Genomic DNA, 20,574 nt, shown 5'->3' on the forward strand with positions numbered 1-20,574 from the left:
AGGTGCTGGACCGGTACCTGCACCACCTGCGGACGCCCCCTGCCCAGACCTCGGAGCAGCCGCAGACAGCCCACAACCTAACGAAGCACTACTAGGCCGGCTCCGGATCGCCGACGGCCTCGTCCGGGTCCCGCACGTAGCGCAACACGCCCCACATGCCGTGCTCGTCGGCGTGTGGGGCGTCGCTCCTGCACGCCTCCAGCTCCTTGGCGAGGGCGGGTGCGTCGATGCCGGAGCCGATGAGGACGAGCTGCGTGAGGCGCTGCTCCTCGGCGGGCCCCCACGGTTCGGGGTAGAAGCGGAGGAACCGCCCGACGGCGTGCACCGAGTACCGGTTGACGGGGTCGTGCGGACCGAAGTGGACGTACCCCTTGATCCGGTACAGGCCTTCGGGCCGGCTGTCGAGGAACGCGATCAGACGACGCGGGTCGAGCGGCTCCGCGGAGGTGAAGGACAGGCTGTCGTAGGCGGTGTGCAGATGGCCGCCGTGATCGTCCGCGCCGTCGTCCCGGCGGTGCAGGTCGTCGAACGAGAGCTGCCCGATCCGCTCCTCGCTCGGCCGGCGGTCGAAGAAGAACTCGGGGTCGATCCGGCCGTAGGTGGCGGGGACGACGGCGGCACCCCGGTCGGTGAGGGAGCGGACGAGCCCCAGGACGCGGTCGGCGTCGGGCGCCCGGTCGAGCTTGTTGACCACGACGAGGTCGGCGAGGGCGAGGTGCCGGTCGATCTCGGGGTGCCGTGCACGGGTCTCGTCGAACTCGGCGGCGTCGACGACCTCGACGAGCCCGCCGTACACGATCGCGGGATGCTCGCTGGCCAGCACCATGCGGACCAGCTCCTGCGGCTCCGCGAGCCCGCTGGCCTCGATGACGACGAGGTCGACGCCGACGGCGGGCCGGGCGAGCCGTTCGAGGTACACGTCGAGCTCACCGGCGTCCACGGCACAGCACAGGCAGCCGTTGCCGAGGGAGACGGTGGAGTCGCCGAGCGCGCCCGCCACCGCCATGGCGTCGATCTCTATCGAACCGAAGTCGTTCACGATCGCGCCGATCCGGGTTCCTCCGCTGCGGTGGAGGAGATGGTTGAGCAGGGTGGTCTTGCCGGAGCCGAGGAATCCGGCGAGAACGACGACCGGGATCTGCTGCGAAGTGCGGCTCTGCGTCACGTGCGACCTCTCTGGCACCTGCGCGCGCACCGGCTCACGGCCCGGCGCACGCCCGGGAACGGAATGCCGGGCCAGGATACGAGCCGGAGGAAACCCCGCGAAGTGAACGATTGTTAGCAGCACTTGCTGGGCAGACGTTGGGCAAGGCGCCGTGGCGTGCGACCCTCACTTCCCTCCGTGCGCCTCTTCTCCGCCTCCCCGCCGATCAGAGCCGCTCGGCACTCTGGGAGACGGCAAGCGCCGCCCACCGCCGACCGGTCCCCGTCACCCACCCGCACCCGACGACCGGCAGACGGTCGCCTGATTCGGGGGTTGACATGGCCACACAGAAATTTCGGGTACGCGGGCTGGGTCCCGTCGCCGCGGCGGGCCTCGGCCTGGCGACGGGAGCCCTCGCCGCCCTCGCCGCCCAGCGGCACGTGATGAACTCGCTGTGTGCCCGACTCGACCACCTGGAGTCCGTCGCCCACAGCCAGCGCCACACCAACCTGGCCAACCAGCAGCGACTGCACTGGGAGCTGCTGAGCAAGGCCCTCGACGATCCCGACCTGGCCGAGGTGCTCGACATCTTCGAGGTGCCGACCTCGGCCCAGAGGCGCCGGCAGTACCTGTTCGCCAACGCGCTCTACACGAACGCCCTGTTCTACTACCGCATCGGCAACATCAGCCGGGACGAGTTCTTCGGCTACGTCCGAGGCCTGCTGCAGAACCCCGTCGTGCGGGAGTACTGGTACGCGACGCAGGGCCAGCGGGCGACGCTCGCCGCGGGGTCGGACGAGGCGGAGCTCGGCCGTCTGGTCGACGGCCTCCTGCGGCAACTGGAGGAGGCGGACGGGGACGAGTGGTGGGTGGTCGGAGAGCCCCCGGGCGCGTGATCGGGAATCACACCCTCGGCCCATAACGAACAGGTGAAGTCGTCAGTTGTGACAGACGCCACGGGGTTGACTCGCGCTTGATCGCGCAGAGCGGCTCCACCTGACCGTCGCTCACGCCGCCGGATGACGAGCGCGCCCCACAGGGTTGCCTCCGCTGTGCAGTCGTTGTGCGCGAGCTCTTCGCACGTGAGACCAGAGGAAACCAACAGTGAGTCAGATCATCCGTCGGATCGGTGCATCCCCACGCGCTCGCGGAAGCCTGGGCGGCGGCAACTGCCCCGACATCTTCGAGTTGGCCGACGGGAACTTCGCCGTGATCGGCACGGACGCGACGCAGACGCTCGATCCGGAGCTGCCGTCGGACGCGTCCCGTGCCGACTACGAGCGCATCGTCGTCATCACCCGGGAGACGCTGCTGCGCGCCAAGGCGGACATTCCCGACGCCTGAGGGTGCGCGGGGACCGGTCCGGGACCGTGGAGCTGGTCGGCGTCCGGACGTCGGTCGGCACACGGGTACGGCGTGGTCTCCTGATGCCGACGTGGCCGCTGCGGGGCGGACGTCGCTGCGGCGAGGCAGCCGTTCTGCGGGGGCCGGTCCTGGAGGGCGGCCCACGTCCAGGAGGAGCCGCCGCCGTCGCGTCCCCGTGGCCGGCGCCACGCGGACGGGGCCGGCATCGCATCCGCGGGGCCGGCGTCGCTTGGACGCGTGGGACCAGCGTCGCTTGGGCACGTGGGGCCGGCGTCGCTTGGACGGGTGAGGTCGGCGTCGCTTGGGCGCGTGAGACCGGCGTCGCTCGGACAGGTAGGGTCGGCGTCCCTGCCGCGAGGCCGCGGTCACGAACCTGCCGGGTCCGGCACCTCATCGGTGCCGGACCTTCCGTGTTCCCACCCCGGTCCCGCGCAGGGAGGAGTACGCGGAACGCCCCCTGCGTATGCGTCCGAGCGGACTCTACGTGGACCCAAAACCGCCCCCGCCGCTGCCGAAGCAGCCCGGAACGAGCCGCCCGGCCCTTCTGGCCAGGGACAACGCGACGAGCGGCGAATGCCGGGGCACTCCGGGCCACACCCGTGCCCGGGCGAAGCGGCCGGACACGAGCGGGCCGGGAAGCCACCCCGCGTCAAGTCAGGTTAGGCTCACCTCTGTGAGTACGTGCACGGACGTCTCGCGGGACCTGGACGAGCCCATGTCCGGGACCGCGCCCACGGCGAGGACCTGGCTCCTGGTGGAGCAGCCCGGCCCCTGGGGGGCCAATGCGCTCGTCTCGAGCCGCCTGGACCCCGTACTCGGCCGCGCGCTCGAGGCGGCCGCCCAGGGCACCGGTGTCCGCGTGGCACTCATCCGGCGGCCGGGACGCCACGCGGACTTCGGCCCGCCGCCCCTGCGCCGGGTGTTCGCGGCCCACACCGTTCCCGGCCGGGTGTGGCTGCGCAGCGCCACGACCAGTGACCCGGGCCGGCTGCTGGACCTCGACTTCGCCGCACTCGGCCGCGGCGACCACCATACGTTCGACGCCGCGCTCCGGGGCGGCCCCCACACCGGTGCCCCACTCGCCCTCGTCTGCACCAACGGCAGGCGCGACCGCTGCTGCGCGCTCCTCGGCCGCCCCCTCGCCGCCGAACTCGCCGCCGCGGACGTGGACGGCGTCTGGGAGGTCACCCACCTGGGCGGCCACCGCTTCTCCCCCACCGTGCTCGTCCTGCCGTACGGCTACGCGTACGGCCGCGCGGAGGCGCGCACCGTCAGGGAGGCGCTGCACGGCGTCGAGGAGGGGCGGATCGTGACGCAGGGGTGCCGGGGGAACTCCGCCTGGGGGCGGCCGGGCCAGGCGGCGGAACTGGCGGTGCGCGCGGCGACCGGCGAGGACGCGGCTCAGGCGCTCAGCGTCGTGCGCACGGACGGCGGCGCACCGCGCTGGGAGGTCACCGTGGCGCACATGGACGGACGTCACTGGCGGGTCGTCGTGGCCCAGGGCGCGTCCCAGCCGCCCCGCCCGGAGAGCTGCGGGGCGTCGGTCCTGGGTTCCCCCGCGCGGATGGACGTGGTCTCGGTGCGTGAACTGGCGACGGCCGCCCTGGTGGGTTGACGCGCTCCGAACCGGCTCGCTCATGCTGATCAGGGTCGAGTGCTCTCGGGTCGATCGGGAGATCCACACCACACACCCCTACGGATGGACCGGCCCGCCCACGTACCGTCTCGGGTATGAGCCCCACTCCCCCCGTCCGCCGCCTGCGCCTCGGGATGCCCCGGCGCGTGTTCTCGCAGGTTCTGCTGATGCAGCTGGCGATCGCCGCGGGGGTCGTGGTGCTGGCGACCGGGCTGTTCCTCGCTCCGCTCAGCGCTCAGCTGGACGACCAGGCGATGCGCCGGGCGCTCGCCATCGCACAGACCACCGCGGCGGTGCCACAGATCGCCGAGGACCTCCAGAACACTCGGCCGACGGTCGACGGGCCGGTGCAGCGGGAGGCGGAGCGGATCCGCGCGGCGAGCGGCGCCGAGTACGTCGTCGTGATGGATCTGCACGGCGTGCGCTGGTCGCACCCCGACCACCGGGAGGTCGGCGGCCATGTCTCGACGGATCCCAGTGAGGCGCTGGCCGGACGGGACGTCATGGAGATCGACAGCGGCACCCTCGGCCGCTCGGCCCGCGGCAAGGTGCCTTTGCGCGACGACGACGGCCGCATCATCGGCGCGGTCTCGGTCGGCATCGAGTACGACAGCGTGCGCGCCCGGCTGATCCACGCGATCCCGGGGCTCTTCGCGTACGCGGGCGGCGCGCTCGCCGTGGGGGCGCTGGCCGCCTGGCTGATCTCCAGGCGGGTCCAGCGGCAGACCCGCGACCTCGCCTTCTCGGACATCTCGGCGCTGCTCGCGGAGCGCGAGGCGATGCTGCACGGCATCCGGGAGGGCGTCGTCGCCCTGGACCGCGCCGGGCGTGTCCGCCTGCTCAACGACGAGGCACAGCGTCTGCTGGGCATCGGGGACGAGGCGGTGGGCCGCTCCCCCGACGAGGCGCTCGGCGAGGGCCGAACGGCCGACGTCCTGGCCGGCCGGGTGACCGGCACGGATCTGCTCACCGTGCGCGGCCAGCGCGTCCTGGTCGCCAACCGCATGCCCACCGACGACGGCGGCGCCGTGGCCACCCTGCGCGACCGCACCGAACTGGAGCAGCTCGGCCGCGAACTCGACTCCACTCACGGGCTGATCGACGCCCTGCGCGCCCAGGACCACGAACACGCCAACCGCATGCACACGCTCCTCGGACTGCTCGAACTGGAGATGTACGACGACGCCGTGGAGTTCGTCGGCGAGGTCGTGGGCGACCACCGGGCGACCGCCGAGCAGGTGACCGAGCGGATCGAGGACCCGCTGCTCGCCGCCCTGCTCATGGGCAAGGCGACCGTCGCCGCCGAGCGCGGGGTGACGCTGTGGGTCTCGGACCGCACCCGCCTCCCCGACCGGCTGGTCGATCCGCGCGGGCTGGTGACCGTCGTGGGCAACCTGGTGGACAACGCGCTCGACGCCGTGGCGGGCACCCCGCACGCGCGCGTGGAGGTCGAACTGCGCGCCGAGGGTCGTACCGCCGTCCTGCGGGTACGGGACACCGGACCCGGTGTCCCGGCCGAGCAGCGCGAGGCGGTCTTCACCGAGGGCTGGTCCACGAAGAAGCCGCCGGCCCACGGCAAGCGCGGCATCGGGCTCTCCCTGGTGCGCCGGCTCGCCGAACGTCAGGGCGGCAGCGCGTCGGTCGGCGAGGCGCACGGCGGCGGCGCCGAGTTCACCGTCGTCCTGCCCGAGGCGCTCGCCGTGCCCGACCTCGAACCGGCCCCGGCCGCAACCGCTCAGACCACAGCCGAGGAGGAGTCCCGATGATCGAGGTCCTGGTCGTGGACGACGACACCAGGGTCGCCCAGGTCAACGCCGCCTACGTCGAGAAGGTGCCGGGCTTCCACGTCGCCGGGGAGGCGCACAGCGCGGCCGAGGCGTTGAGTCAGCTGGAACTCCTGCCCCGTCTGGACCTGGTCCTCCTGGACCACTACCTGCCCGACGAGACCGGCCTGGAGGTCGTCCAGGAGATGCGCCGACGCGGCCACCAGACGGACGTGATCATGGTGACGGCCGCCCGGGACGTCTCCACCGTGCAGGCGGCGATGCGCCAGGGCGCCCTGCAGTACCTGGTCAAGCCGTTCGCCTTCGCGGGCCTGCGCGCCAAGCTCGAGGCGTACGCGGAGCTGCGCCGCACGCTCGACGGCGGCGGCGAGGCCGAACAGGCGGACGTGGACCGCATCTTCGGCGCGCTGTCCACGCCGTCGGAGCCGGGGCTGCCCAAGGGGCACTCCCCGACCACCGCGGAACTCGTCCGCCAGTCCCTGATGAGCGCCGAGGGCCCGCTGTCGGCCCAGGAGATCGCCGACCGGACCGGGGTGAGCCGCCAGACCGCCCAACGCTACCTGAAGCTCCTGGAGCGCACCGGCAGGGCCCGGCTGACCCTCAAGTACGGCGACGCGGGCCGCCCGGAACACCGTTACGTGTGGGCGACCCGCGCCTGAGGCACGGCCCGAGGGCGGGGGGAAGGACCGTGCCCCCTGGAATACGTACGTGACCCGCACCTTGCTCGACGCGGTCCTCGCCGCCGGCCGCGGTCGAGCGTGCTGTGCGTCTCTTCCGGTCCGGCGGGTGCTCAGACGGCGCCCGCCCCCGTCAGCGCCCGCACCTCGGCCTCCGCGTGCTTGGCCTCGTCCGCGACCTCCGCCGAGGTGACGGTACCGAGCCAGCCCGCGAGGAAGCCCAGCGGGATCGAGACCAGACCGGGATTCTGCAGGGGGAAGAACCGGAAGTCCACGCCGGGGAAGAGCGACTGCGGGCTGCCCGACACCACCGGCGACAGCAGGACCAGCACCACGGCCGGGACCAGCCCGCCGTACACCGACCAGACGGCCCCCCGCGTGGTGAACTTCCGCCAGAACAGCGAGTACAGCAGCACCGGCAGGTTGGCGGACGCGGCGACGGCGAAGGCGAGACCCACCAGGAACGCGACATTGAGGTCACGGGCCAGCAGGCCGAGTCCGATCGCCGCCACACCGATGCCGACGGCTGCGGTCCGCGCCACCGCCACCTCGCTGCGCGGCTTGCCGTGCCGACGCCGCAGCGAGGCGTACAGGTCGTGGGCCACGGACGCCGAGGAGGCGAGCGTGATCCCGGCGACCACGGCCAGGATCGTGGCGAACGCGACGGCCGCCACCACCGCGAACAGCACCGTTCCCCCCGTGGATCCGGCACCGCCGCCCAGGTCGAGGGCGAGCAGCGGAACCGCAGTGTTGCCCGCCGCGTTCGACGCGCGCACGGCGTCCGGGCCGACGATCGCCGCCGCACCGAAGCCGAGCACGATCGTCATCAGGTAGAAACCGCCGATCAGACCGATGGACCAGACGACGGACCGTCGGGCGGCCCGCGCGGTCGGCACGGTGTAGAAGCGGGACAGGATGTGCGGCAGCCCCGCGGTGCCCAGCACCAGGGCGAGCCCGAGGCTCATGAAGTCGAAACGGGCGGTCCAGTCCCCGCCGTACTTCAGCCCCGGTGCCAGGAACGCCGCGCCGTGGCCGCTGCGCTCGGCCGCCGTGAGCAGCAGGCGGTCGAAGTCACCGTGGAAGCGCACGAGGACGAGCACGGTGAGCACGACGGTCCCGCCGAGCAACAGCACCGCCTTGACGATCTGGATCCAGGTGGTGGCCCGCATCCCTCCCAGCGACACGTAGATCACCATGAGTGCACCGACCCCGATGACGGTCCACGCCTGTGCCGCCTCGCCGGTTTTGCCGAGGAGCAGCGCGACCAGGCTGCCCGCACCGACCATCTGCGCCACGAGATAGAGAACGGACACGGCGACCGACGAGGTTCCCGCCGCGATCCGCACGGGCCGCTCCCGCATCCGTGCGGCCACCACGTCGGCGAGTGTGAACCGGCCGCAGTTGCGCACCAGTTCGGCGACGAGGAACAGCACCACGAGCCAGGCGACCAGGAAGCCCACCGAGTACAACAGCCCGTCGTAGCCGAAGAGCGCGATGAGGCCGGAGATACCGAGGAAGGAGGCGGCCGACATGTAGTCGCCCGCGATGGCAAAACCATTCTCCATCGGAGAGAACAGCCGCCCCCCGGCGTAGAACTCCTCGGCCGACCCGTGCCGGTTGCGGCTCACCCACGTCGTGATCCCCAGCGTGGCCGCGATGAAGGCACTGAACAGCAACAACGCGAGCGTCTGATGGTTGCCGGTCACGACACACCGCCTCGGGCCTCACGCGCCAGTTCCTGGGTGTCCCAGCGCAGTTCGAGCGCCGGCCGGTCCCGGCGCAGCCGTGCGTGCCGGGAGTAGGCCCAGGTCAACAGGAACGTGCTGAGGAACTGGGCGAGTCCCGCGACCAACGCCACGTTCACGGCACCCACCACGGGCCGGGCCATGAGTCCGGGAGCCGTCGTCGCGGTCACCACGTATCCCACGTACCAGAGGAAGAAGCCGGCGACCGCGGGGACGACGAAGCGCCGGTAGCGGCGGCGCACTTCCTGGAAGGCCTCGCTGCGCTGCACCTCGAGGTAGACCCGGGCCGCCGCCACTGCCTGGGGTTCCCGCTCCCCGCGCGCCCCCGGCACCTCCGCCGCGGGCGTGTACGGACCGCCTGGCTCGCCCCATCCCGAGGCGAGCGCGTCGTACCACGGATCGTCGTACCGCACGTTCACGGACGCCTCGGCGAACGTCGCTCCGTGACCCTGCCGATGATCGTCCGGATTTTCGGAACCGGCCCCGCTGCCGCAGGTACGGCCGTTGCTTGGCTGCATGCCCAAGTGTGGACAGAACGGAAAGATCCCCGGATCTTCTTCCCCCTGCTCTTCACCCCATCAGGTGACCACGGGCCCCCTCACGCCACCGGCGGGCGCACCAGCCCCCTTTCGGAACGCGTAGCGCACCGCCTGTGCCCGGTCCTTCGACCCGGTCTTGGCGAACATTGGCCGACTCCGCCTCCGCCGCCCGGGCCGCCCTTTCCTGGGCGAGCAGTCGCTGGGCGCTGCCGCGGGACTCGGCGTCCAGGCGCAGGGTGTAACCGGCGAGGGTCATGCCCCCCGCGGTGACAGCCGTGGTCAGCCACGCGTCATCGTGGACCACGGCGAACGAGGCGAACCCCACCGACGCGAGCGGCAGTGCTGCGACCAGCGGCAGCCTCTCCAACGCCGCGATGGCGCACCCGCACCACAGCACGGTGGCGGGAGAACGGAAGCCCCCGCTCTGGGCGACGACCGCCAGTCCCAGCAGCAGGACCATCGGCACCAGTGACGGGCAGAGTCGGTGCTCGAGCGTGGTTCGGAGGAAGGCCCAGGCCGGCCCGCCGGCCACCAGTGCCCCGCCGACCCCGGCGAGCGCGACCCGGCCGTGGGCCCCGCTGTCGTGGAAGGCGCTCCCGGCACCGCAGATCGGAGCTGGGGTGGATCATGGGTGGATCTCCGGACACCCGGCTCTCCACCCACCTGGGCACCCTCACGGCATGGCTGGTCACGCGATGTGCGATGCGGCACCTGAGACCCGGGGGGCGAGGCCCGGGATCCGCGATCGCACAGCCGGGGCCGGGGGCGTCGGCGCGCTGCCCCCTCCTCAAGACCAGCACCGATCGCGGCACCGACACCAGCCCCGCCCCGTGCGTCAGCACCCACATCGGCACCGTGGGCCGGGAATACCGCACGCACCGCACGCACCGCACGCACCGGCGCAGGCGACCGCTCACGCCGCCGAAAACGCAACGGCCGAGGCCGACGCCGACCGACCATCGACTCCGGCCGCCGAACACACCGCGGGCCAGCCGCCCCGCGCGCCCCGCCCGCGCGCAGCGCCTAGGCGTCGATCCGTGACCGGTCCAGCGTCGCCGCAGAACTGGAGATGAACTCCTTGCGCGGCGCCACGTCGTTGCCCATGAGCAGGTCGAACACCTGCTCCGCCGCTTCGAGGTCGGAGAGGTTGATGCGGCGCAGCGTGCGGTGGCGCGGGTCCATCGTCGTCTCGGCCAGCTGGTCGGCGTCCATCTCGCCGAGGCCCTTGTAGCGCTGGATGGAGTCCTTGTACCGGATGCCCTTGCTCTGGAATTCCATGAGCTTGTCGCGCAGCTCGCGGTCCGAGTACGTGTAGACGTACTTGTCCTGGCCCTTCTTGGGCTGGATGAGCTCGATGCGGTGCAGGGGCGGTACGGCGGCGAAGACACGGCCGGCCTCGACCATGGGACGCATGTAGCGCTGGAAGAGGGTCAGCAGCAGGCACCGGATGTGGGAGCCGTCCACATCGGCGTCGGTCATCATGATGATCTTGCCGTAGCGGGCCGCGTCGATGTCGAAGGTCCGTCCCGAGCCCGCCCCTATGACCTGGATGATCGCGCCGCACTCGGCGTTCTTGAGCATGTCGGTCACGGACGACTTCTGGACGTTGAGGATCTTGCCCCGGATCGGCAGCAGCGCCTGGAACTCCGAGTTCCGGGCAAGCTTCGCGGTACCGAGCGCCGAGTCTCCCTCGACGATGAACAGCTCGCTGCGGTCGACGTCGTCACTGCGGCAGTCGGCCAGCTTGGCGGGCAGCGACGAGGACTCCAGAGCCGTCTTCCGGCGCTGCGCGTCCTTGTGCTGCCGGGCGGCGATGCGCGTGCGTGCCGCGGCGACCGCCTTCTCCATGACGACGCGCGCCTGGGCGGCGGCGTCCCGCTTCGTGGAGGTCAGGAACGCCTTGAGCTCCTTGGAGACCACGGTGCTCACGATCCGGCGGGCCGCCGAGGTGCCCAGCACCTCCTTGGTCTGGCCCTCGAACTGCGGCTCGGCAAGGCGGACCGTGACGACGGCGGTCAGGCCCTCGAGCGCGTCGTCCTTCACGATGTCGTCCTCGGCGACACGCAGCAGCTTCTTGGCGCGCAGCACCTCGTTCATCGTCCTGGCGACGGCCTGCTCGAAGCCGGCCACATGGGTTCCGCCCTTGGGCGTGGCGATGATGTTGACGAACGAGCGGAGCGTGGTGTCGTAGCCGGTTCCCCAGCGCAGCGCCACGTCGACGCCCAGTTCGCGGGTGACCTCCGTCGGGGTCATCTGGCCGTGCTCGTCCAGGACCGGGACGGTCTCCTTGAAGGTGCCCTGCCCTGAGAAGCGGAGGACGTCGCAGACGGGCTTGTCAGTGGCCAGGTACTCGCAGAACTCGCTGATGCCGCCGTCGAAGCGGAAGGACTCCTCACCCTTGCTGCCGCCCTCGCCGAGGCCGTATTCGTCGCGGACGACGATCGTCAGGCCGGGCACCAGGAACGCGGTCTGGCGGGCACGCTGGTGGAGGTTCTCCAGCGAGAGCTTGGCGTCCTTCAGGAAGATCTGGCGGTCGGCCCAGTACCGCACGCGCGTGCCGGTGCGGGCCCTGGCGATCTTCCTGGTCTTGCGCAGGCCGCCCTTGGCCTCGAATCCGGCGTCCGGCCCGTCCGCCGCGAAGGCTCCGGGGACACCGCGGCGGAAGCTGATCGCGTGCGTGTGCCCGCTGCGGTCGACCTCGACGTCCAGGCGGGCGGACAGGGCGTTCACCACGGAGGCGCCGACGCCGTGCAGACCGCCGGAGGCGGCGTACGAGCCGCCGCCGAACTTTCCGCCGGCGTGCAGCTTGGTCATGACCACCTCGACACCGGACAGGCCGGTCTTGGGCTCGACGTCGACGGGGATGCCCCGGCCGTTGTCGCGCACCTCCACCGAGGCGTCGTCGTGGAGGATCACCTCGATGTGGTCGCAGTAGCCGCCGAGTGCTTCGTCGACGGAGTTGTCGATGATCTCCCACAGGCAGTGCATCAGGCCACGGCTGTCGGTCGATCCGATGTACATACCCGGGCGCTTGCGCACGGCCTCGAGGCCCTCGAGGACGAGCAGGTGCCGCGCGGTGTAGTTGGAACCGTCCCGGTCTGCTCCTGCCAGCAGCGCTGTGGACGGCACGGACGTCTCGGCGGTCACGCGGTTCGCTCCTCGCTGAATTTCAGGGTGGGCCCTTCTGGGTAAGGGCGCGGCTTCGTTCGCCGCCATGAGGGTACCGAGGCCTGGTAGAGCCGTTGTAACGCCACCCTCGTCTGAACTCACAGTAGTCCAGGGTCGCATGCGTGTTCGATCCCTCGATGGAGTGAAGTACATATCACGTTCCCTTCGAGGCATGAACCATTTAGGCTCCGGGCACGTCCTCATGAACAAACCGGCAATCCAGCCGGGAGGACGCAGCCATGACCGACAGCGCGAACCCGTACGACACAACAGACCTGTAATACGGCACATTCGCCGCCAAACCGGCAGCAGACGGCCGCCTCGAAGATTTTTTTCGAGGACAAGCCACGAGCGGGAACGTTTTGGGGCTGGTTGGATGTTGACCCTGGTACGACAGCTCGTCGAGCTAGAGAAGAGGCGACGTGACTACTGTTCTGACCCCCGCGAGCCCGATGACGGCCGCTGACCGCTGCGACCGCTGCGGCGCACAGGCGTACGTGCGCGTCGTCCTGCTCAGCGGCGGAGAACTGCTCTTCTGCGCCCACCACGGCCGCAAGTTCGAGCCGGAACTCAAGAAGATCGCCGCTGAGATACAGGACGAGACGGAGCGGCTGACGACCGTTCCCGCATCCGCCTCCGAAGAAGAGCGCTGACCGTTCGCGTTCACGACGAGCCAGAGCCGGCTAGGCCGGTCTGCGGGCGGCCGCCCCTGTGACCAAGGGTGGCCGCCCGCACTCGTGGGGCGACAGGGCTCCTCCCGGGCCGGCCAGTCCCTGTCAGGCCCTGTTCATCCCCGCGTCAGGCGGGGCCCCGAGCCGCTTTCGCGGTCGTGTCCCAGCCCAGCACTCGCACCACCTCCGACACACGCGTGTAGACGCCCGGGCTCCCAGGCCGCCCGCAGCCGCTGCCCCAGGAGACGAGCCCGACCAGTCGGCCCCCTGCGACCAGCGGGCCGCCACTGTCCCCCTGGCAGGCGTCGCGGCCGCCTCGCGCCTCTCCGGCGCACATCATCGTCCGCGCCGAGTAGGTGCCGTGGGACGAGCCCGGGTATGCGATCTTGCACACACTGTCGGACAGCACGTGGACTCGTGCGGCCCGCAACGTGTGGGCGTACGCGCCGAACCCGCTCGTGTCGCCCCAGCCGTAGACCACGGCCTCCGTCCCGGGCCGGTAAGCCGCGTCACCCGCCGCGGCCATGCTGATGAGCGCGGCCCTGGGAAGGGACTCGGCGAGTTTGAGCACGGCGAAGTCCCCGGAGTTGCTTGCGCTGTCGTAGGCGGGATTCACCCAGGCCTCCCGTACGGCGATCTCCCGTCCCTCGTCCGTGAAAAGGTCCGTGCGGCCGGCGATGACCTTCAGGTCACGCACCGGCAGTGGTCCGAGCACTTCCTCGCTCAGGCAGTGGGCGGCGGTGAGCACGGTCGTCGGACCGACCGCCACGCCCCCGCAGAAATGGCCCGCCCGCGTACCTCCGAACCGGTCACGGCTGGACAGTCCGACGGTCCAGGGGCTCTGGGAGACGTCGACCGGGAAGCCACCCACGACCACACCGTCGGAGGCCGCCGGGGCGGCGGACACCAGCGGTATGGCGACCGCTGCGGCGGCCAGAACGAGCGGCCGGGTCAAGGCCCGGACAAAGGGACGAAGCATGCACGCTCCTCACTCTGGAGTGACCGGTGGACACTCAGGGTGAGCCAGTGTGCTCCGGCGCGCACCCGCGCACACGCCCGAAGGCCCGGCTCCCCGAGGGGAACCGGGCCTTCGACGTCGTTGGAACGACCTGGCCGCGCGGGCCTTGCCTAGTCGAGGTAGTCGCGCAGTACCTGCGAACGCGACGGGTGACGCAGCTTCGACATGGTCTTGGACTCGATCTGGCGGATGCGCTCACGCGTGACGCCGTACACCTTGCCGATCTCGTCGAGGGTCTTCGGCTGACCGTCGGTGAGACCGAACCGCATGGAGACGACGCCCGCCTCGCGCTCGGAGAGCGTGTCGAGGACGGAGTGCAGCTGCTCCTGCAGGAGCGTGAAGCTGACGGCGTCGGCCGGGACGACGGCCTCGGAGTCCTCGATGAGGTCACCGAACTCACTGTCGCCGTCCTCACCCAGCGGGGTGTGCAGCGAGATGGGCTCGCGGCCGTACTTCTGGACCTCGATGACCTTCTCCGGGGTCATGTCGAGCTCCTTGGCCAGCTCCTCCGGGGTGGGCTCACGGCCCAGGTCCTGGAGCATCTGGCGCTGCACGCGCGCGAGCTTGTTGATGACCTCGACCATGTGCACCGGGATACGGATGGTGCGGGCCTGGTCGGCCATCGCGCGGGTGATCGCCTGACGGATCCACCAGGTGGCGTACGTGGAGAACTTGTAGCCCTTGGTGTAGTCGAACTTCTCGACCGCGCGGATCAGACCGAGGTTGCCCTCCTGGATGAGGTCCAGGAAGAGCATGCCGCGGCCGGTGTAGCGCTTGGCCAGGGAGACCACCAGACGGAGGTTGGCCTCCAGGAGGTGGTTCTTGGCGCGGCGGCCGTCCTCGGCGATGATCTCCAGCTCGCGCTTGAGCTTGGGGGCGAGCTTGTCGGCGTTGGCCAGCTTGTCCTCGGCGAACAGACCGGCCTCGATGCGCTTGGCGAGCTCGACCTCCTGCTCGGCGTTGAGCAGCGGGACCTTGCCGATCTGCTTGAGGTAGTCCTTGACCGGGTCGGCGGTGGCGCCGGCGGCCGCCACCTGCTGCGCGGGCGCGTCGTCCTCGTCCTCGTCGGAGAGGACGAAGCCGGCGCTCTCGGTGCCCTCAGGCTCGTCGCCCGTCTTGGGCGCCTCCTCCAGGACCTCTTCCTCGAGGAGTTCGACGTCGTCCTTCTTGGCGGTGGTCTTCTTGGCCGCCGTCTTCTTGGCAGGGGCGGCCTTCTTCGCGACCGCCTTCTTGGCGGGGGCGGTCTTCTTGGCAGCCGCCTTCTTGGCGGAGGCGGCTTCCTCGGCGGGGTCGTCGACAGCGGGCGCGGCCGGGGCGGGCGCGGGGGCGGCGGTGGCCTTCCTGGTGGTCACCGTCTTCGCCGCGACCGTCTTGGTGGCGGTGCGCTTGGCCGGACTCTTCGCTGCGACGCTCTTTCGGGTGCGCTTGGGCTCCGCGGCACTGACCATCAGCGTCACACCCTCTTCCTCGAGGATCTGGTTGAGGCTGCGCAGTACGTTCTTCCACTGAGTGGCCGGAATCTGGTCAGCTTCGAAGGCCCGACGCACATCGTCGCCGGCGATCTGCCCCTCAGCCTTTCCCCGCTCAATGAGCGCCATGACAGAGACGGACTCGGCGATCTCCGGCGGGAGCGTACGGGATGTGCTGGCCGACACGAACAACCTCTCGGAACGTTGGAAAACGGCTTCCGGCCCCGTCCTACTGCGGACAGGAGCCGACCACCGGCCTGGGGGTGGGCCGACGGCGCGGGCGGGGGCCGGGAAGAGGCACAGCGCCTTGTATGGCGTCCGTATTCCCTCCGCGGCTGTCACCTCTTAGGTCATCGCGTTGTTTCCACGAGCGTTACGCCCAATCTTCGTGGCCCGAGTCACACCGCGTAAGTGTTCAAAAACAGTCAGACACGGGCATAGAAGGTCACTCGGAGCGGCTACCCAGGGCCGCCAGGGCCTAATCACCTCGGTCTGCCGCCGGACCCCGCAGACCCGGGTCGGGTCATGCGGGGTCCGAGGGGAGGGCGGGGGTACCGGTCGGGAGATGGCACGGGAGGAGGAGTTCGCCCGGGGGCGTGGCCCCGCCCGCGCGATGACGTCGGTGCCTGCGCGATGTCGTCAGCGCTCGCGCGGTGTGATCGGCGCTCGCACGGGGCCGGACCTGATCAAGGCGCGCACGGCCCGGGGCGGGGGCGGGGGCGGGGGCGGGGGTCGAGCGTCGCGGACCGGGCGGTCAGTGCTCGCGCGGCGCCGGGACGACGCGCTCCACCTCGGGGTGGACGGTGAGCAGCTGCCGCATGGCCGCTTCGGCCCCACCGCCGTCACCCGCGGCGAGCGCGTCGACGATCCTGCCGTGGTGGACGAGCGACGCCTCGGTCGGCCGGTCACAACCCGTGACCGGGCCGCCGGACACCTGGAGGGCCGCCGACACGATCCCGGAGAGGTGCTCCAGCATGCGGTTGCCCGCGATCTGGATGAGCAGCGAGTGGAACTCGGCGTCGGCCCGGGAGTAGGTCAGCGCATCCCCCTGCCCCATGGCATGTCCCATGATCTCCACCATGTCACCGAGGCGCTGCTGGATGTCCTCGCGCCCGTGGCCCGCGGCGAGCCGGGCGGCGAGCGGCTCGATCGTCCAGCGCAGCTCGCTCAGCTCGCGCCGCTGGTCGTCGCGCTGCGGACCGAAGGCCCGCCACTCGATGATGTCCGGGTCGAGGAGGTTCCAGTCGCTCACGGGACGCACGCGCGTGCCCACGTTCGGTCGGGCGCTGACCAGACCCTTGGCCTCCAGGACGCGGAGCGACTCGCGGACGACGGTGCGGGAGACCTCGAAGCGCTGTCCGATCTCCTCCGGCACGAGCGGACGGTCGGCGCCCAGATCACCCGAGACGATCATCTGGCCCAGCTGCTGGACGAGTTGGCCGTGCAGCCCGCGCCCACGGCTGCCCCCCGCGCGTCGGCCCACACGGCCCAGCTCGGGGTCCGCGCCCTCCCAGACGGGAGCGCCGACGCGGTCGGCGGCAGGGGCCTCGGCGTAGGGGTAGCGGTCGAGGTCGCCCGGGCCGGCCAGACCGGAGTCGGCGGAGCGGGCGGCGGTCATCATGGAGTGCGCAAGGGTAGTCACGCATCCTTTGTCGGCGTCGCCTCCAACTCCCTTGAGGGCTTTGGTGAAAAGCACACGAAAGGGTGATCGCTCACCCCGTCGCAATTGACGCCTTATCGGAAAGAAATGGGCTTTCTCCGGGGAGTTGTGTACATGTCGGTGCGCGAGGAGCGCCCGACGGTTGTCATCGCACCCTGCTCCGCAGGGTCGTGACCACGTACGCGCACATCAGGACGGTGAGCGACAACGCCATCGCTCCGCCGACGGGTTGCACGATCACGCGTACCACGCCCGAGAGATAGCGCTCTCCCCCGAAGGGCCACTGCACCAGGACCGTCTCACGCAACCGCATCGAGAATCCGGCCGCCGACCGTACGGATGCGCTCTCCACGACCTTCTGTACGAGGGGCACGACGGCGACGGGCACGGCGACCACCGCCGCAAGGCCGGCCGTGGTGGAGCGGAAGACGCCCGCCGCCAGGACACCCGCCCAGGCACAGCCGACCATCAGTCCGACCCAACTCGCACTCAACGGGAGCCAGTCCGCGGGCACCTTGGCGAACTCCCGACCGTAGACGAGATAGAGCACTTCGGCGTCGCAGCCCACGGTGAGGAAGGCCAGCATCAGCGCGGTGAGCGTGGCGACGAGGAGCTTGGCGGTGAGCAGGCCCAGCCTCCGGGGCACGGTCCCGCGGTCCACGGCCAGAGCGGGGTGGCGGAACTCGTCACCGAAGGCGAGCGCCCCGAGCAGCCCCGCTCCGAGGGCCGCGGGCGGAAGCGGCAGCTCCGCGGGCCACGCCGCCAGCAGTCGCGCATGCGGGGTGTGCCCGATGCGGGCCAGGAGGAGAGCGGTGACGGCGGAGATCAGCAGGACGGCGATGCCGGTGAGCGTGCCGGTGCTGATGCCGGTGGCACGGCGGAGTTCGTAACGGAGGGGACGGAGGGGGCTGGGGGCGGGGCGGACGGAGATGGGCGGCGGAAGGGCGGAGAGCGTGTCGAGGACGCTGGGGGCGGGGAGCCGCGTGTCCTCGGCGGGGTGATGAGCGACCTGGACGGAATCGGCGTCCTCTGACGGATCGGGCGCGTCCCCGGGGACGACGACACCCCCGGCCGGGTCAGCCCCCTCCACAGGGACGGCGGTGGACGGGGCGGGCTCTGGGGCCGGCGGGGGCTGGACGGCGGCTGCCGGGTGCGCCTCGTCGGCGACGGGGCGAGCGGCGTGAGGGATGAGGGGGGTCGGCGGGGCGACGGGACTGCCGTCCGGGGACCGATCACCTCCGGGCGTGGCGGGGTCCGCGTGCTCCTCGTCCTGCGCGGCCTCGGCCGGCGCCTGCCCCTCGGGCAAGGGTTCCCGTGTACCTCCGGCGGTGTGCGGCTCGTCGGCGGGGGCGGTCGCACGAGTGGCGGGCCCAGAGGTCGTGCTCTCGTGAGCGGTCGCGCTCGCCGTGTGGGGGCCGCTTGGGTGGTGCATGCTCACGGAGGCCGGTGCGCCGGGGCCCTGTGCGTGTGCGGCTCTCTGCCCTGAGTGAGCCTGGGCTCGGGCGGTGCGTGCTTCCTCGGGGGGTTGCGAGGCCGCGGACAGCAGTGCACGGGCGGCCCGCTGCTCGTCGTCCAGACGGCCGGCACCCTTCTCGTCGAGTGTCCAGTCCACGCCCCCCTCGTCGGCCCCTGGACCCATGTCACCCACCTCATCGGCGAGTTGGTGGACGAGGATGCCGTTCCGGAACGCCGTCTCGCCGACCTGGGCGCAGGTAGTGCCGTACACCGAGAGCCGGTTGCCGCCCTCCTGGACGACCTCGACGGAACGCCGCGTCGTGCGGGCCTCCTTGGCCAGCAGAGCGGCGAGCCGGGCGGCGTGCGGGCTGCGGACGGCGACCCGGGGGCGCAGGCGGGTGCGGGCGAACTGACCGGCATCCTGGTCGGCCACGAGTCTGCCCCGCTCCAGGGTGACGACCCGGTCGGCGGTGCGGGCTGCCTCCTTGGGGTCGGCCGTGGTCGACAGGACCGTGCCGCCCTGTGCCGCGTGCGCACGCAGCATGCTGTGCAGCCAACGGCCCTCTCGGACGGAGACTCCGTCGGCCGGGTCGTCGAGCACGAGGGTGTGCGGGTCGGCGAGGAGGGCGCAGGCCAGGCCGAGGCGACGGTCCATCCCACGGGAGAGCGTGCCGAGGCGCTCCTCGCCCAGGCTGATCAGGCCCACCACCTCGAGGACCTCGTCGGCCCTGCGGACCGGGACACCGGCGGCCGCGCAGAGCATGCGCAGGTGCCCGCGGACGGTACGGGCCGGATGCCCCGGCACGTCGCCGAGGAGGACACCCACTTCACGAGAGGGATGAGCGATGCGATGCAGGGGTCGCCCCCTGAAGTAGGTGATGCCACGGCCCTGTTGGAGTTCGAGCATCAGTCGCAGAGCCGTGGTCTTGCCCGCGCCGGCCGCTCCCAGCAGAACGGTGACGTGACCCGCTCGCGCCTCGAAGGTGACGTCGTCGAGGGCGGGCGGAAACCCCTTGCGGGAGTGGCTGGTCAGTCCGAATGCCTGGATCACCCGTAGCAAGATAGCGCGCTATGTCCGGTTTTCTGCGGATAGCGCGGCTGGCTGCCCGGTCCTGATCGAGGCCGCGGCGGACAGATGAATTCCAGTGGGACCCGAACGACTCCGACGCTGCCGTCAGTGCGACTCGTGACGCCGGCGCCGGAGCGACGCACGACAGCGGCAGGCGGCAGGCGGCAGGCGGCAGGCGGCAGGGGTGCTGTGCCGGTCATGTCAGCGCAGCGGCGGCCGGGTTGCCGCTCCGGGCCCGCCGCAGGGCTGAATGAGCCGGAGGGACCCGCGGGCGCGTGATCAGCAGGTGCCCCGTGGCAGCCACTGCCGCCGCAGCGTCGACGTCGGCATGCCCGCGCCCCACCCCACGTCTCCGGCCGCGCCCCTCCTCACACCTCCGGCCGCAGCATCGGCGGGTTGAGCAGGGTCGCGCCGCCGGCGCGGAAGAGCTGCGCAGGCCGTCCGCCCTGCCGTGTCGTGGTGCCGCCCGTGGGCACCAGGAAGCCGGGGGTGCCGGTCACCTTGCGGTGGAAGTTGCGCGGGTCCAGTGCCACCCCCCACACCGCCTCGTAGACGCGACGCAGCTCCCCGACAGTGAACTCCGTCGGGCAGAACGCGGTCGCCAGAGACGAGTACTCGATCTTGGAACGGGCCCGCTCCACGCCGTCCGCGAGGATCTGGGCGTGATCGAAGGCGAGTGGCGCGACCGGCTCGTCGTCCCTGCCGTACCCGCCCTGCGCCAGAAGTTCCTCGACCGGCGCCCAACGGGCGTTGCTGGCGTCGCCACCGGCGCGCGGCGCGGGCAGATCCGGGGCGAGCGCGAGGTGGGCGACGCTGACGACGCGCATTCTCGGGTCACGGTCGGGGTTGCCGTACGTCGCGAGTTGTTCCAGGTGGGCGCCATTGTCCTGCGCCGGGGCGGAGGGGTCGTGGGCCGTCAGGCCGGTCTCCTCGGCAAGCTCGCGCGCCGCGGCCTGCGACAGATCCTCGTCGTCCCTCACGAACCCGCCCGGGAGCGCCCACCGCCCCTGGAAAGGCGGCTCACCCCTGCGCACCGCCAGCGCGCACAGGGCATGACGGCGCACGGTCAGCACGACCAGGTCCACGGTGACGGCGAAGGGCGGAAAGGCTGACGGGTCGTAGGGCATGCGGCGATCATAGTCGTCTTCCTGACGATAAACACTCTCTTCGTCCA

15 protein-coding genes and 1 pseudogene are annotated in these 20,574 nt (G+C 71.4%); 6 read left to right on the plus strand and 10 right to left on the minus strand.

Annotation, left to right across the window (positions count from 1 at the left end):
- Window positions 1–91: 91 nt before the first annotated feature.
- Window positions 92–1,165 carry a CobW family GTP-binding protein gene (locus ACZ4YY_RS29875; protein WP_468297212.1) on the minus strand — a complete coding sequence of 358 codons (1,074 nt, stop codon included), beginning with the start codon at window positions 1,163–1,165 and terminating at the stop codon, window positions 92–94.
- Between the two features lie 317 nt (window positions 1,166–1,482).
- Here ACZ4YY_RS29875 and ACZ4YY_RS29880 point away from each other — a divergent pair, with 317 nt between their 5' ends.
- The 5 genes from ACZ4YY_RS29880 (at window position 1,483) to ACZ4YY_RS29900 (ending at window position 6,588) form a co-directional block, all read left to right on the plus strand.
- Window positions 1,483–2,040, plus strand: coding sequence for a DUF6082 family protein (locus ACZ4YY_RS29880; protein ID WP_468297215.1), 558 nt, complete (start codon window positions 1,483–1,485; stop codon window positions 2,038–2,040).
- Window positions 2,041–2,248: 208 nt separating this feature from the next.
- Window positions 2,249–2,488, plus strand: a complete 240-nt coding sequence (locus tag ACZ4YY_RS29885; protein WP_468297218.1) for a hypothetical protein — start codon at window positions 2,249–2,251, stop codon at window positions 2,486–2,488.
- 694 nt (window positions 2,489–3,182) lie between these two features.
- Complete coding sequence (locus tag ACZ4YY_RS29890; RefSeq protein WP_468297221.1) at window positions 3,183–4,124, plus strand: sucrase ferredoxin; 942 nt, start codon at window positions 3,183–3,185, stop codon at window positions 4,122–4,124.
- Window positions 4,125–4,240: 116 nt separating this feature from the next.
- Window positions 4,241–5,911 (plus strand): ATP-binding protein, encoded by a 1,671-nt coding sequence (locus ACZ4YY_RS29895; RefSeq protein ID WP_468297225.1) that lies wholly within the window; start codon window positions 4,241–4,243, stop codon window positions 5,909–5,911.
- A complete protein-coding gene (locus ACZ4YY_RS29900) occupies window positions 5,908–6,588 on the plus strand; it encodes a response regulator (protein ID WP_468297228.1) in 681 nt (226 codons plus the stop codon). The genes ACZ4YY_RS29895 and ACZ4YY_RS29900 overlap by 4 nt, the downstream gene beginning before the upstream one ends.
- A gap of 131 nt (window positions 6,589–6,719) precedes the next feature.
- Here ACZ4YY_RS29900 and ACZ4YY_RS29905 read toward each other — a convergent pair whose 3' ends face one another.
- From ACZ4YY_RS29905 to ACZ4YY_RS29920, 4 genes and pseudogenes are all read right to left on the minus strand, one after another.
- Entirely contained in the window at window positions 6,720–8,312 is a 1,593-nt protein-coding gene (locus ACZ4YY_RS29905; protein WP_468297230.1) for a solute symporter family protein, read from the minus strand.
- The gene (locus tag ACZ4YY_RS29910) at window positions 8,309–8,869 is read right to left on the minus strand and encodes a DUF485 domain-containing protein (protein ID WP_468297233.1); all 561 of its coding nucleotides are present in this window, start codon (window positions 8,867–8,869) and stop codon (window positions 8,309–8,311) included. Before ACZ4YY_RS29910 ends, ACZ4YY_RS29905 begins: the two co-directional genes overlap by 4 nt.
- 169 nt (window positions 8,870–9,038) lie before the next feature.
- Window positions 9,039–9,500: pseudogene (locus ACZ4YY_RS29915) on the minus strand (sensor histidine kinase); the annotation flags it as partial.
- Window positions 9,501–9,913: 413 nt separating this feature from the next.
- Window positions 9,914–12,037 carry a DNA gyrase/topoisomerase IV subunit B gene (locus ACZ4YY_RS29920; RefSeq protein WP_468297237.1) on the minus strand — a complete coding sequence of 708 codons (2,124 nt, stop codon included), beginning with the start codon at window positions 12,035–12,037 and terminating at the stop codon, window positions 9,914–9,916.
- Window positions 12,038–12,480: 443 nt separating this feature from the next.
- Between ACZ4YY_RS29920 and ACZ4YY_RS29925 the strand changes: the two genes are divergently transcribed.
- Complete coding sequence (locus tag ACZ4YY_RS29925; RefSeq protein WP_404194436.1) at window positions 12,481–12,711, plus strand: DUF7455 domain-containing protein; 231 nt, start codon at window positions 12,481–12,483, stop codon at window positions 12,709–12,711.
- 145 nt (window positions 12,712–12,856) lie between these two features.
- On the opposite strand, the gene ACZ4YY_RS29930 is transcribed toward ACZ4YY_RS29925, so the two are convergent.
- From ACZ4YY_RS29930 to ACZ4YY_RS29950, 5 genes are all read right to left on the minus strand, one after another.
- Entirely contained in the window at window positions 12,857–13,708 is an 852-nt protein-coding gene (locus ACZ4YY_RS29930; protein ID WP_468297244.1) for a serine protease, read from the minus strand.
- Between the two features lie 149 nt (window positions 13,709–13,857).
- Window positions 13,858–15,402 carry an RNA polymerase sigma factor gene (locus tag ACZ4YY_RS29935; RefSeq protein WP_468297249.1) on the minus strand — a complete coding sequence of 515 codons (1,545 nt, stop codon included), beginning with the start codon at window positions 15,400–15,402 and terminating at the stop codon, window positions 13,858–13,860.
- Window positions 15,403–15,970: 568 nt separating this feature from the next.
- Entirely contained in the window at window positions 15,971–16,858 is an 888-nt protein-coding gene (locus tag ACZ4YY_RS29940) for a FadR/GntR family transcriptional regulator (RefSeq protein ID WP_468297252.1), read from the minus strand.
- A 163-nt stretch (window positions 16,859–17,021) separates the two neighbouring features.
- Window positions 17,022–19,382: an ABC transporter ATP-binding protein gene (locus ACZ4YY_RS29945; protein ID WP_468297255.1), complete on the minus strand. Its 2,361-nt coding sequence runs from the start codon at window positions 19,380–19,382 to the stop codon at window positions 17,022–17,024.
- 386 nt (window positions 19,383–19,768) lie between these two features.
- A complete protein-coding gene (locus tag ACZ4YY_RS29950; RefSeq protein ID WP_468297258.1) occupies window positions 19,769–20,527 on the minus strand; it encodes an NUDIX hydrolase in 759 nt (252 codons plus the stop codon).
- Between the last annotated feature and the right edge of the window lie 47 nt (window positions 20,528–20,574).

The sequence above is a fragment of the Streptomyces sp. NPDC030143 genome (assembly GCF_055573695.1).

Coding starts and splice junctions, on each gene's coding strand:
- ACZ4YY_RS29900 (WP_468297228.1), top strand. CDS start 5,908: ATGATCGAGGTCCTGGTCGTGGACGACGACACCAGGGTCGCCCAGGTC.
- ACZ4YY_RS29880 (WP_468297215.1), top strand. CDS start 1,483: ATGGCCACACAGAAATTTCGGGTACGCGGGCTGGGTCCCGTCGCCGCG.
- ACZ4YY_RS29930 (WP_468297244.1), bottom strand. CDS start 13,708: ATGCTTCGTCCCTTTGTCCGGGCCTTGACCCGGCCGCTCGTTCTGGCC.
- ACZ4YY_RS29895 (WP_468297225.1), top strand. CDS start 4,241: ATGAGCCCCACTCCCCCCGTCCGCCGCCTGCGCCTCGGGATGCCCCGG.
- ACZ4YY_RS29910 (WP_468297233.1), bottom strand. CDS start 8,869: ATGCAGCCAAGCAACGGCCGTACCTGCGGCAGCGGGGCCGGTTCCGAA.
- ACZ4YY_RS29950 (WP_468297258.1), bottom strand. CDS start 20,527: ATGCCCTACGACCCGTCAGCCTTTCCGCCCTTCGCCGTCACCGTGGAC.